General features: G+C 45.5%; 10 protein-coding genes. 9 read left to right on the top strand and 1 reads right to left on the bottom strand.

Annotation, left to right across the window (positions count from 1 at the left end; genetic code table 11):
* Window positions 1-8: 8 nt before the first annotated feature.
* Complete coding sequence (locus tag AC2IBB_RS28165) at window positions 9-6,758, bottom strand: Ig-like domain-containing protein (RefSeq protein WP_486330001.1); 6,750 nt, start codon at window positions 6,756-6,758, stop codon at window positions 9-11.
* Between the two features lie 834 nt (window positions 6,759-7,592).
* Here AC2IBB_RS28165 and AC2IBB_RS28170 point away from each other — a divergent pair.
* The 9 genes from AC2IBB_RS28170 to AC2IBB_RS28210 all read left to right on the top strand — a co-directional run bounded on the left by AC2IBB_RS28170 (window position 7,593) and on the right by AC2IBB_RS28210 (window position 13,690).
* Window positions 7,593-7,754: a hypothetical protein gene (locus AC2IBB_RS28170; protein WP_486330002.1), complete on the top strand. Its 162-nt coding sequence runs from the start codon at window positions 7,593-7,595 to the stop codon at window positions 7,752-7,754.
* Window positions 7,755-7,769: 15 nt separating this feature from the next.
* Window positions 7,770-8,000 (top strand): hypothetical protein, encoded by a 231-nt coding sequence (locus AC2IBB_RS28175; RefSeq protein WP_486330003.1) that lies wholly within the window; start codon window positions 7,770-7,772, stop codon window positions 7,998-8,000.
* Window positions 8,001-8,064: 64 nt separating this feature from the next.
* Complete coding sequence (locus tag AC2IBB_RS28180; protein ID WP_486330004.1) at window positions 8,065-8,346, top strand: acyl carrier protein; 282 nt, start codon at window positions 8,065-8,067, stop codon at window positions 8,344-8,346.
* On the top strand, window positions 8,343-8,672 hold the full coding sequence (locus AC2IBB_RS28185) for a helix-turn-helix domain-containing protein (RefSeq protein WP_486330005.1): 330 nt from the start codon (window positions 8,343-8,345) through the stop codon (window positions 8,670-8,672). Before AC2IBB_RS28180 ends, AC2IBB_RS28185 begins: the two co-directional genes overlap by 4 nt.
* A complete protein-coding gene (locus AC2IBB_RS28190) occupies window positions 8,673-9,506 on the top strand; it encodes an ImmA/IrrE family metallo-endopeptidase (protein ID WP_486330006.1) in 834 nt (277 codons plus the stop codon).
* Entirely contained in the window at window positions 9,506-10,264 is a 759-nt protein-coding gene (locus AC2IBB_RS28195; protein WP_486330007.1) for a hypothetical protein, read from the top strand. The genes AC2IBB_RS28190 and AC2IBB_RS28195 overlap by 1 nt, the downstream gene beginning before the upstream one ends.
* Window positions 10,254-11,249 carry a nucleotide kinase domain-containing protein gene (locus AC2IBB_RS28200; protein ID WP_486330008.1) on the top strand — a complete coding sequence of 332 codons (996 nt, stop codon included), beginning with the start codon at window positions 10,254-10,256 and terminating at the stop codon, window positions 11,247-11,249. Before AC2IBB_RS28195 ends, AC2IBB_RS28200 begins: the two co-directional genes overlap by 11 nt.
* A complete protein-coding gene (locus tag AC2IBB_RS28205; RefSeq protein WP_486330009.1) occupies window positions 11,236-12,138 on the top strand; it encodes a MazG nucleotide pyrophosphohydrolase domain-containing protein in 903 nt (300 codons plus the stop codon). The genes AC2IBB_RS28200 and AC2IBB_RS28205 overlap by 14 nt, the downstream gene beginning before the upstream one ends.
* A gap of 532 nt (window positions 12,139-12,670) precedes the next feature.
* Entirely contained in the window at window positions 12,671-13,690 is a 1,020-nt protein-coding gene (locus tag AC2IBB_RS28210; protein ID WP_486330010.1) for an HNH endonuclease, read from the top strand.
* Window positions 13,691-14,020: the final 330 nt, after the last annotated feature.

Consider the following 14,020-nt stretch of genomic DNA (forward strand, 5'->3'; position numbering starts at 1 on the left):
TCCTACCACTACAACGTATTTACCGGAGTACAAAAGTTCATTTCATCGCAGTTAAAGCATCTACGACGATTCAATTTGCGACCTGGGTAAACCAATACTGAGAACGTTTCTTCCGTGCTCACTCCAAACACATCGGTCAACTTAATCGTGAAGTAGTGCACACCGACTTGGTCTGCTGTCGGTGTCCAGTTAATACGTCCTAAACCTGACGAAAACTGCAGTGACATACCCTGTGGAAACTCTGTCAGCTCCAGAGACTTAACTGCATATCCCTTGGCGTCAGAAGCCTGGACTACGAATCGATACAGCTGAGCGACATAAGCATCGGCCTTAGGACGGTTCAATAAAATCGGACCGGCACCAGGTTCAGGATTAGGTTCTGAGGAATCTCCAGTAATCAATATGTTGAATTGTTGGCGTTCCCATGCACCGTGGATATCTGTTACCTGGATTGTCATTGTCTGTACTGTGTCAATCAGGCTTGCGTCCGGGGTCCACTCAACGACCGCACTGTTTGGCAATTGAACCATCCCGGCAGGCCCTGAAACTAAAGTGATTTGTAGAGCATCGCCGTCGGCATCGAAAGCTGACGCTTCATAACTGAAGAGTTTGCTTACTTTGGCCGAAAGGGTCGTTCCACCCAGAATCATTGGCGGCGTGTTGGCGTCGCTTAATCCCTTAACACTTATGCTGTAGGTCTGGGTCGAGGCTGAGCCTCTATTGTCTTCAGCTCTTACAGTAATGGTGTAAGTCTGGCCTGCCTGGAAGTCGGAAGGCGTCCAAGAAATTACGTTATTGAAAATGGAAAGCCCTGAAGGACCTTGCATTAACAAGTAGTGGAATGTGTCCCCATCCTCATCGTTAGCGGTGAGTGTGTATGAATAAGGTATCCCAACCGTTGCTATGCTGCCTGGCTTACTGGTAATGACCGGCGCATGGTTGGCGCTTTCATTGACGGGTATATTAAACCGCTGCTCAACACGGCCATTATGATAGTCAGTAACCAGTATTCTTACAGGGAATGTCTCACCAACCATCGCCGGACTCGGCAGCCAGCTAAACAAGCCTGTGGTGGAGATATTCATTCCTCCTTCTCCACCTATCACATGATAAATAAGCTCGTCGCCATCAGGGTCAGCAGCTTCAACTTGATACTCGTATAGTTTTCCAGCGAATGCAGCGCCAGTTGGCGTACTATTGATGACAGGGGACTTGTTCAAATAGGTATCGTCACTGATAGTTATCAAGAAATACTGCTTTGCTTGCGCTCCTTTCTCGTCAATGACCGTCACTTCTACTGGAGTCAGCGGCTTAGCTCTATATGTAGGAACCCACTTTATTACACCCAACTCACTATCAATCGTCATACTGGCGGGAGCCAGACTGAGCACATAGGTAAGCTGATCATTTTCAACATCTGTTGCTTTAACAGAGTACTCATACTCCCGCATGTAAATGGCCGCAGAGATAGGATCTGACTCTATACGAGGAGGAAAGTTGTCAGGCGGCGAAACCGTCAAAACATGATATTGATCATCAACAGCTCCAGACAGGTCTTCAGCCCTAACAGTAAAGGAATAGACCCCTTCAACTAAACCTTCGGTAAAAAGCTCTCCTCCATACCGACTAATTGATAACAGTTTAGGAGCCCCAATTAGCGAGTACTTAACATCATCACCAGGATCAGTATCTGTGACTTCAACAACAAATGAGTAGTCCATACCAGCAAAGGCTGAGCTGGTTACCGAGCTGGTAATTTTAGGAGGGCTATTTACGTCAGCAATTGAAACAGCAAACTTCTGACTGTCTTTCAGGCCAGCTTGATCATGGACACTAAGACCAAAGATCGCATATCTCGTAGTATTATTTTGGGATAAGCACTCAGTATCTTCCGAGCTTACTTGAACTTCCGCTTGCATGTAGTTACTCACAAGCTCAGCATCTACAGTCAGTTCAACGGTATAACTCTGGCCAGCTTTGAGAGGAGGAACTTCAGCCGTTCCAAGCACGCCCCCCCCGGACACAAGACGTAGCGAAGCGGTATAGTTTGTTGGCGCTCGTCCTCTATTTATCAGGCTAACGCGGGCTGTGTTTGTTTCACTGTCGTACTCAACGCCATAGGGGGCCAAATCAGCCAAACCTAATGCATCTTTGTCAGGGAACCTGTTTAGTCTAAATGTATTGTGGGTCAGCCAGCTTTTGACAGGATTGACAGGTATCGACAGATCGTCAGAAACATTATCGACATGGTAGTTGTACTGGTTCCAAAGAGCTCTGGTAGCAAGCCACGAGTCCCCAGTATCTTCAAATGCTCTTATACCTTTTGTAATGGAAAAATCCGACGTAACAAGAATTTCTGCGTGGCCATCGGAGTCAATATCAGCAACTACTGGATACTCTGAGGCAGTTGATGAAGCGTTATCAACTGCAAATAAAACTTGTCCAGTGGCGCCATCGAATATTCGAAGCTTCTTCTCATCCGCATAGACAATTTCAGAGTCTCCATCTCCATCAAAATCATAAACGGTTGAACCCGTAGTTTTTGATGACGGATCATGGACTTTCACCTGCCAAAGAATGCTTCCGTCTGCGTTAAATACGACATAATAGTCAGAAGTCGCCAGCCCGATTTCTAGCTCTCCGTCACCATCCATATCTGCGACAGTTGGGCTTCCTCCTACTCCTATACCAGGGGTTGGAACCGTCCAAATAGTCGTTCCATCGTGGTCAGAAAGAGTTAGGCTGTGATAAACATTTACGATTTCGGGAAAGTCATCATCGTCAAAGTTACCAACAGCCGTAAGAGCCAAAGGTTTTGCTGTAGAAAAGAGCAACTCCCCATTATTTCTATATACGTCTCCTCCGACTATAACCTCTTGCTGTCCATCAAGGTCTATATCTACTGCATATGATGATGTTCTATGCCAAGTAGGATTAGAAGCTTTCCATAACAGCTTACCTGTTGAGTCTATGATGTACTCGCGAGCTAAAATTTCCGCTTTACCATCGCCATCAATATCAGCCAAGCTAATCGCCCCATAGTTATAGGGACCATGATTGCTAGGATTCGTATTAACCCAAAGGTTGCGCCCTTGATTGTCAAATGCCGCTACGTTCCCGTTATTAAGGTATGCAACAATTTCTGGCTTGCCATCCGCATCAATATCACCCACCGCAATATGCGCACTGGCGCGAAAGAGAAAACTACTATTACGCCATAGTTCATGCCCCGTATCGCCATCCAATGCAATGAGGGTTGCAGAAGCACTATCAATATCATCACCAAACGCTAAGATAAGGACTACGGCTTTATCTCGTACATTAATGCTTCCATCGCCGTTAGTGTCCTCAAGCGGGGCGACAACGGGAATACTTAAAACTTTTCTAGTATTCCACTTCCATTTTAAACGAGGCTGGAAACCGCCAACGCTTACTTTGGCAGGATCTCGATAGCAGTAGATATTTTCATCCACACGGTTATCAACAAAATCACTATTGTCGCTCCATCTGATGAGGCCACTAATTGGATCTATTCTGCTTCCAGAAGGGCCTGATTGGATTGCATACTTCAATACATCCCCATCATTAGGATCAACAGCCTCTACATCATAGGAATACCCCGCTTTTTCATCGCCTCGAATGACAGGCGCACTCACAATCTGCGGCGGCAAGTTCTTAGCAATGGACAAGGTCAGCGTTTGCTGGGTTGTGGCGCCGCGAAGATCTTCCACTTGCACGACGATTTGATAATCGCCTGCAGCCAGATCGCCAATGTTGGCGATCAAACGGCCGGTGCGAGGATCAATGCTCAGGCCTTCAGGGCCGGACACCAGTGTAAAGTGGTGAGCGTCACCGATGTCCGCATCGGTGGTTTTAACTTGGAAGTTGAGTGTCTGACCGGCTTGATGCTTCAGTTCCGTTTCGCTAGTAATGACAGGATCGGCATTGCGGTCTTCCACATTGATGGCAAACAGACGCGTGTCCGCAAGGTCGCTGGCATCGGATACACGCAACGAAACCAGGGCGGCGCGCGCTTGGTTATTGCGAATGTCGCACTCTTCCACCACTTGGCTGACCGCCATAGTCACATAAATATCGTCAGTCAGCAGGTAGTCGTACACGCCCAGACTGAGGCGAGCGGTTTCTCCGCTGGCCAGATGGGTCAGACGCTGCGTTCCCAACAGATCGCCGTTCTCCGGCGCGCCTACATAAAAAGACACATCCACCGGCGCGCTGACGTCCGCCAAGCCACGATTCGATAACGCTACGCTAACTTGATACACATGGTCCGCACCGGCTTCCAGCGCGATAGCGCCCAGGCGCAGATCGGGATGATTAACTTGGGCGCCAGTGGTTGAACCACTGCTGTCCGTACTCACGTCGCCAATATGGGTGACGTAGCACTGGCTGTTCAGCTCTTTAACGGATTGCACGTAATCTTGCGGCGGCGTCCAGCTGATTTGGCCGCTGGCGGTATCGATGGTCATGCCTTGCGGGGCTTGATCCAGATGAAACGCCAAAGCGTCGCCGTCCGGGTCGGTGGCGTTGGCTGCATAGGTGTAGGTCAAACCTTCTGGTGTGACGGTGAGCGGCTCGCCAGTCAGCACTGGCGCGTCATTCACTGAACGTACTGTCAGCATCACTGTCGCGACAGCGGAGTCAGCCAACCCATCGTTAACACGGTATGTGAAGGAATCAACGCCATTGAAATTGGCGCTTGGCGTATAGCGCAGCGTAGGCGCTTCTCCGCTCAGCACTCCGTTGACCGGACCTTCAAGTACGGAGAACGTCAGGCTGTCGCTGTCAATGTCAGCGCCTTGCAAGGTCAGATCGATAAAGGCGTCTTCATCCAGCGTCAGTTCGAGTGATTGAGCGACCGGAAGATCGTTAACGGGGGTGACGGTGATGGAAATTGTAGCCTGTTCGGACTGGCCCTGGCCGTCGCTGACGGTAAAGATAAAGGCGTCGTCGCCGTGGAAGTTGGCTTTGGGCGTATAAGTCAGTGTCGGTGCATCGCCCGTTAGAACGCCATTAACAGGTTGGCTCACCAGGGTGAAAGTGAGTGTATCCGCATCGTTGTCCTGCGCGGTCAGCACAATCGCCAGAGTCTGATCTTCCGCAACCGTCAGCGCCTGATCGTTGGCGGAAGGCGCATCATTCACTGGAACGACAGAAATGCTGACGGTGGCTTCATTGGATTCAACGTCGCCAACGACCAATTTGAAACGCAAACTGTCCTGTCCGTGAAAATCAGCATTCGGGGTATAGGTAATTGCGTCACCCTGCTGCGAGATAGCGCCGTGTTGCGGGGCCTGGGTGATGACAAACTCCGCTTCGCCGGAGATTTCTCCGGTCGCCTTCAGCGTAAAATCGATCGATTGATCTTCTTTCGTGCTGACGTCCTGATCCTGTGCAACGGGTGGCTCAACCGTCGCTTCCCCGCAGTTTTCCTCGCCCAGATACTTGAACGTGAGATAGCCTTTACCGTTGAGCTTGTATCCCGTGATCGCTATTTTGGCGAATGTCGCCGCCTGGTAAATCCGGTTAGCGCCGCCGCCCTGCAGATCGCCCCATACCGGTACGATAATCTCTTTATTCAGCAATCCGTCCATGGCGGTGCGTACGGCCTTGCTGTTCTTCACGCCAGGCACGGCGCTGATCCAGTCCATGCGGTTCAGAACGCGGTCCTGCGCATCCAGCGGATTGATATAGGTATCGGCATTAGCGGAGGTGAGAGAGTTCACCAGATCGCTCTGCTTGACGCTGCCGGTCCAGGACAGCCAGATGAAATTCCCTTGATCCATACCGGGATACAGGATCACCGTTTCTCCAACTCTGGAGGGCAGCGAGCCATAATCAAACGTGATGGGATAAAGCTGGCATTGCTCCGGCTTGGAGGGAGTAGACTCAGGCAGGAGCCCCGTAAAAGGAACCCAGTTGATCTGCATCTCCCCATACCAGGCCTTGGCGAACAGGTGGCCGCGAAGTACGCCCTGGGGTTCAATCACAACAGCCTGCGGCGCCAAAACAGAACCTTCCACGCCGATAGACTGAAGCTCTAGTACCTGCGCTTCAAAGAAATTGAAAACGACTTTGTCGGCGACGTTCGCCAAAGACTGCAGGCTCATGCCGGACATGCCGGTTTGCTGGCCATCAATATTAAAGATATAAGTCGCGTCGGCCGGCGCGCAGGAAAGATCCACTTCGAAGGTATGCGCTGGGAAAACCTGTTCGCCGGAAATCTGGAAGACTTGCAGATGACTGTCGCACGCCGCCGTCAGATAGAGCCCGCCCCACTTGGACTCTACCTTGCCATTGGCTTTCAACTTGGATAGATCTTGCGACAGTTGCTCTAAATAGGCCTGCGCACTTGAAAAGTCGACCGAAGGCGTCGCTCCACCCTTGATCTTGGCGCCTTTGGCCATGCCATGTCGCACAGCATCGCCAATGTCTTTGACGGAGCCGGCGGCGATCACATTGCCATAGTAAACGCGCCCACTGGGAAACTTGATATCGCCTCCGGCGATTAGAACATCACCTGCCTCAGGCGCATTCAGCTTATCACCCACGCTGTAGTTATTCAGGGAGATGTTGCCGCCAGCAGCGAGGCGACCCTCCACGTCAGAAGACAACGCCAGGAACTCATCAAACACCAGAGCGTTATAGCGCTGCGCGGGTCCAAAGTCTTTGGCGGAAACCTGAAAGCTGAACAGACCGAGAATTACGGTCGAGAGAAAGGAGGCGACATACTTAGTCATTTAACTATCCTGATTACATCCTGATCGTGGGTAGTGGCTCAAACGCCAAAATTAAGTGGGCAGATCGAACGACCGAGCGATTATACGTAATGAAAACGACAGGAATAGTCTCAAATTAAATTTTTTGTAACTTTTTACATTTCTTAAACCAAATGGGAGATATCAGCGCCAGAAAACCTGACCCATAAGGACTAGGTGTTTAGTGTAGAAGGGCGGGGCTTCATTGCAATTTTCAGCTCAGAAAAATTGGTCGTCATGGGTTTTGAAGGAACACGCACAAACCAGCAGTATTATAAAATACTACCGTCAACATAGTTTGATCTGGGTTGCCGTCCCACCACCAAATTCAAAAGGCCAACCTTCCCGGGTTGGCCTTTTTTATTGCCTGCTACTGCGTGCTGTCGCGGGTTCCTGCGGGTTCTCGCGGACTTGGCGAGTTCCCCCAAAACTGAGTGTTTGCCCCCGTTTCGCTCTCTCCCGGCCACTTCTCTCTCCTCCCTCGCTCTCCGCTAACCTTGAAGTCCGCGACTTTCTAAAATCACTTTTCCTTTGTAAACAGCTAGTTACATGGCGGACTAATCGAGAGGTTTGATAGCTGATTCGGTGGAGAAAATGCACAAGATAGAGGAGATTAATTCTGAAGCTTACAGTACAAGAGAGAAATATGGCTTCTTTGCAAGGCTTGTTGTTGGAACTATTTTTACTGCCGAAGTCCGCTCGAGGCTGAAAATGCTGGTATTGACCATGTGTTGACTAAACCTCTCTGCGGCGGATAACCGAAACCTAACCACCGCTGCCGACCTTAACCAAGCGGTCGCGCGGGACAGAAAGGCGTTGATCCAAGGCGACGACAGCGCCACCGTAGGCGGCTCGCGCTCTGCAACGATTACCGGCAACGACACACAAACCAGCGCCAATAAAACCATAAACGTTCAGGGAAGCCATACCGACATCGCCAGCGCAGCCAGAAAGATCCAGGCGCAAGTCATCGAATAAAAAGCCAGCGCCGCTGTGACCATTCAAGCGCCAACCATCGCCATGGGCGGCGGGGGCGTGGATGTGTTACAGGTGATTGCGAATCTGATCGGCGTGGTTCAGGAGTTGGCGGCTACGACAGCGAGCCACACCCACGGAGGCGGAGGAAGCGGGACGCCATCAAGCAGCGGGAGCCATAGCAGCCAGGCGAGCCGAGCGGAAGCTTTGAGAGGTGAAATAACTGGGCTGAGTGTATTGGCTGTATAAGCCTTGCACAATCATGTTACCACCGGTAAGATTTTATTACGCGCGGTTATACAAGGAATCTGACATGGGCAAACAAGAGATTGAAAAAGTCGTCATCCTATGCCTTCAACAAAATCTGGAACTTTCAGATAGCCCTATCCCTCATATCACCAAAGATACAAGGCTTGCATATGACCTAAACGGATTCGATAGCCTGAGGACTCTCGAAGTTCTGATGAGTGTTGGAGAAATGATAGGGTGTGATTTACCTTTAGAGAAAATCCTTATAGGACAAAAATATGAAGACGTAACTGTTTCATCAATTGCTTCAGCAATTGATGATGCTACAAAGGAAAGAGAAAAATGACCAAAATGGATATTGCTTGCAGACTTCGCTCAGCAAGAGAAATGGCGGGGTTGTCGCAGGGGCAAGCAGCAAAGCGTGTTGGTATGCATCGCCCAACTATTAGCGAGATTGAAGCGGGGCGTAGAAATGTTCGGTCAGACGAACTCTCTCAGTTTGCTAAGTTGTACGGAGTAGAACTATCTTGGATAGCAGAAGGTGTAGTTAATGAAGAGAAGGTTGATAAGTCTATCCTTGCAGCTGCGCGTGAGCTAAGCTCAATGAAAGACGAGGACCTTGAAACATTATTGAATATGATAAGGATGATTAAAAGTTCAGGGGGGAAGTAGGTGAAGAAAGTCAGGGCCATGGAAGTCACAGCTAAAGCATTACAATTTCGAAAAAATGCTCATGGCGCTGCAATACATTTTCCAATATGCCCATATTCTCTATGTGACTCCCTTGGTTTTGACTTACGGTTTATTAAGATATCTTCTTTCGAAGGTATGTATCTAGCTGATAAAAAGCTAATATTAATCTCCGCAGAGAGGCCAGAAGGTAGGAAGCGATTTACCTGCTCTCATGAGCTAGGCCATCATGCCCTTGGGCATGGAACTATCATTGATGAGATTATTGAGGGTGGGTCAAATAAAATTGAAGAAAAAGAAGCCGATCTATTTGCAAGTACGTTACTCATGCCTTCGACAGCTGTAAATCGGGCTCTATCACGTTACGGCTTAACAGTAGATCGTATGACTCCAGAAGACACCTACATATTATCCAAATATTTTGGCGTTTCATACACTGCGTTTTTATTTCATATTCATATAGGTTTAGGCATAATAAAAAAGCCACTTTATAATAATCTTGTTAAATACAATTTGAAAAATATAAGAGAAAGTATTAGTGGCCTGGATACCAACAATCAAATAATAGTTGTTGGTAATTGGTGGGAGGGCAAGGCAATTGATATGGAGATTGGAGATTATATTGTTTCTAGTAATGAGCTTCAGGTCGATGGCCCTAAAATAATTGATCCGGTTTCTAAAAAAAATATTTTTATATATGCCGCGGTAAAGCCAGGTATAACTCGTATTTATGATACTCAGTGGAGTAGCTTTGTAAAGATAAGCAGGAAAAAGTTCTGTGGTTTTTATCAATACAAATATGATGAGGATGAGTAATGATTATTCACGGCGACTCAGCTACGGAGTGTTGGCTTAGAGTTCTAATACATATCGCTGATGGAAATAATACAGAAATATCCCCCTTAATTGCCAACTTCTCGACAGACAAACCCCCACCTATATATCAAGAAGAGCTTGAGAAAGATCTAAACACCCACTTAAAAGATATTAAACAAAATACGTTTGAAACGACAGCTAGTACAATTTTTCCTATAAGCCTTTCCACCAGTAAAAGCAGTTCAGTATTTGAAAGGTTCGACCGAATTTGGACGCTTGTAAAAAAAGACCGTCAAAATTGTAAGGGCCACTACTTTAGACGACTCTACTCGTATAACGAAGAAAGTGGACATCCAGTGAATCAGCTTAAACATATTATTGATACATATAACGGAATTGAAGGCGTCAGAAGCCCTGTCCATAGAAGGTCCGCGTTAATCGCACTCACCTTTGACCCAACTATAGACCATTCGGCCCAAGCAATGAGAGGTTTCCCTTGCCTTCAACAAGTTTGCTTTATTCCAAAGGGGAATGGAAAGCTCACATTGAATGCCATATATGCTATGCAGCACTTAACTAATAGAGCATATGGAAATTATTTAGGACTTCAGCGCCTTGGTAATTTTATGGCTGATCGTATGCATTTAGAATTAGACGAAGTAAATTGCATTGCTAGTGTCCTAGAACTTGGAAAAATGAAAAAAGGTACAGCTAAAGAGTTTGCAAACAAGTATAGAAAATACATCAATGAAACCTGATATTATTATCAACATAGACCCTGCAAAACCTTCTTGTGCATACGATACTTATTGGCGCTTTGCTTATGAGAGGCAAGAAATATTCTTTAGGCGAATGTCGCGCAAAACAGGACCTTTTACCAATGACAAAATATTAAACGAATATAAGTTTACGAATGCTTATAGAGTTTGCGATAGAGTAAGTCAATACCTTGTTAGAAATGTTATTTACAAGGCTGGACTATCTGAGAGGGATATATTTTTTAGAGTGATTCTTTTCAAGCTTTTCAACAAGATAGACACTTGGGTGATGTTGGAAAACCAATTCGGAGAGATTGTTGCAGATAATTTCCACAAGGAACACTACGGTGCTTTTCTTGATGACAAAATGAATATGGGCGTAAAATTATATTCTAACGCTTATATGATGGCGTCTGGCTCTAAAGAATTCAATGTAACTAGAAAACATCGTGCACATCTAATGCTACTTGAAAAAATGTTGAGCGATAGACTTTACGACAAGGTTTTATCGTGTAAAAGAATGAGGGAAGCCTATTCACTGTTGCTAGGATATCCGCTTATAGGAAATTTTCTTGCTTACCAATATGTAACCGATTTGAATTATAGTGACCTAACTAGATTTTCAGAAACCGAATTTACAGTCCCGGGACCTGGGGCTAGAGATGGTATTAAAAAATGCTTTAAAAGCCTTGGTGGCCTGTCAGAAATAGATATAATTAAAATGATGACGGAACGTCAAGAATACGAGTTTCAAAGATTGGGGCTTGATTTTAAAAAAATTGGTAGTCGGCCTCTTCAGTATATAGATATTCAGAATCTTTTTTGTGAGGTTGATAAGTACTGTCGTGTGGCTCATCCAGAGCTAACAGGGCTGTCAGGCCGAACACGCATCAAACAACGCTACAAATACAACCCTGAACTGATTGATTACTATTTCCCACCAAAATGGGGGATTGATCTAGGAGAGCAAGATGAATATAGATGACTATCAAGTGGCTGCAGCTAGAACAATTCAGTTTGACCGGAAGTCAAAAGACGCCATAAATATAGTTTTGTTAGGACTTAGTGGAGAGGTTGGCAGTCTTGCAACGGAGTTTAAAAAGAAACTCCGCGACGGAGATAATTACACATTATTTAATGAAAAAATCATAGAGGAGATGGGGGACATAATATGGTACTTAACTACTATTGCCACATTGAATGACATAAAAGTATCGGAGATACTAGAGCATAGTAAAAATAAAATACAAGATAGATGGAATGATCTTGAACAAGACTCTCTTCACAATATAGAACAAGATTTTCTTGATGATGATTATGATGAGAAAGAGCAGTTTCCAAGAGATTTTGTGGTTGAGTTTAGAGAAGAATTAAATGAAAACGGGAAAGAATACGTAAAAGTTTTTGTTAACGGAGAGGTCTTTGGGGATTCAGTGCGTGATAACCACTACGAGGATGATTATTATAGATATCACGATATATTCCATTTTTCATATGTCACTGTACTTGGATGGTCGCCCACTGCAAGGGCTCTTATGAAAAGAAAACGTAAGAGTAATGATAAGGTAGATGAAATCGAAGATGGTGGGCGGGCCAATGTTATTGATGAGGCGATATCGGCAATTGTTTTTGAGCATGCAAAAGCTCATAACTATTATAAGAACGGGGGCCCTGTTGATGAGCGGATATTAGGAATCATACGCCTTATTACTAGTCATCTTGAGGTTAAGGCCGCTACCTCTAGGCAATGGGAGCAGGCTATACTTTTAGGGTTTAAGGTTTGGCATAAGATGTGTGTTCATAAAACAGGTAGAGTTATTTGTAACCTACATGATAAAACAATGCTCTTTGAGCCTTTGGACAGAGTGGTCTGAACATGCTTTCCTCCCGCGATGACTGCAGTGTCTACGCGAACAGGTTATTGTGATCACTTTCTAGAGAAACACGGCGGTAAGTAGACTGTTCTCTAATTGCTTTATAGTCCTAGCTTTTCTTATCTTTCCACATAGCATGTCAACTGAACACTCACTCCTCCCCACGCCTGCACGATTTGAGTAAATGCCAAGTTTATGAAATTGGGGTTAGGCCCTACGCCCCAAGGGGACAGGCTTTTGGAAAGATCAGGACTTCAATTATTGAATATTTTGGAACTAAGTTGTAACAGTTAATCTGGTGTAAAACGTTGTGATGGGGACAGGTAATTTTTTGCGTATATCTGTATATAAATACAGTTGTTTCTCAAGTGACTGGAAAGTCGCATGCTTTTTCGTAGTGAATGGCTCGGTTTTCTGATGATGCTGTCCTGAAAAGTGCTTTGACTCAATAACTTGGACTCTAGCCTATTGTGATATCGGTCCCCCAAGAAAGCATACATGCGCACGCACGGCTTTTCGTAGATGAGGTCGTTTGACTACCCGGGATTTTTACGCTGGAATCAGTGGGCTGGAGGAACTACCTTCAAAATATTGGAATGGAAAAACGCGCATGCGCGATATACAAATGTTAAGTATGGGAGTCGGAGTGCTAAAAACATGTCCAGAAATTGATCTCAAACTATTCTCATATGGTGTAAGTGATATCGTAGATAGGTTTTTTGTTCATGGTCTGCATTTTGGCCTTGTTGTTGGCGCGTTTAAGGGCTTCAAGCCTCCTAAATACCTTCTTAAAAAACCGTTAGAAAATGGTTTCCTTTTTTATCTTGGATTGTACTATTTTAACTTCATCTTCAGGCTTGGTCTAACCTTTAAAAGGTTGAGCGACGAAGATAAATTTAGGTTCCTTGGTCTTCTTTGCGAATGGTTGTTGTTTCATAAGATGGAAAGCCAAAGCTCCTACTACAGGGAGACTACAAGAATAATTAGTTACTTGAATGATTTATTTGAAAATGATGAAGAACTATTCTATAAAATAGAATCCAAAGTAAACAGAAGAAAAATATCAACGAATTTGTTTAAATTTTTTTTGCGTGAGCACTCGGGCGATCTAGATAGATTTCAGCATATTTATGCCGCTAGTTTTGGAGAACGAGTATTCCACGATAGGGAAATTTGCGCATTCATAGCAAAGCAGCTTTCTAATACTAGTTTTTCCTTTGATTTAACGGTAAAAAAAGATTTCTATGAGAGGGTTAACATTCCTTCATGGGCTAAAAAATCTGTAATATCAAGGGATCGCGGAAAATGCTCGAGTTGTGATATCAATATAGTTGGAGAGCTGTTGGCAGAGGCACACATCGACCATATCATACCCTTGGCTATAGGCGGCTGTAACGACTTATTAAACTTCCAGCTGTTATGCCAAAAGTGTAATCTTGAGAAAAAAGGGCAGTATCAGTCCATTAGGACTTCAGTGCCTTACTATCTGCGAAGTCAATATTCGAAAATTGAAAAAGAAATGAATGCCTATGAAGCTTATTGGAAAGATTGATGGCTTAACAAGCGGCTGCTGTCGGACTAGTAAAAGTTCCGGCTTCGTCTCCACTTTTACCAGCCGCAGAGCCGGGCGTTATGTTTTCTCACAATTCAATATGAGCTTGACGTAGGTCGATAAATTGAAGATAGCATTGACAATATTTCTAATAATGGCGATGACTATATTGCTTGAACTCGGATACGAGAAAATTTTGAGTAAATCGAGAACCTACGACAACGAGGATACGATGGAAGCAATGTCCAATAGTGGTGAAAAAACTACATTAAGGCTAATTGGCTTTGGGGTGCTCTCAATTTTAGTGGTGATGGACTTATCAAACAAAAT

It is taken from the genome of Hahella sp. NS-SX17 (assembly GCF_057367735.1).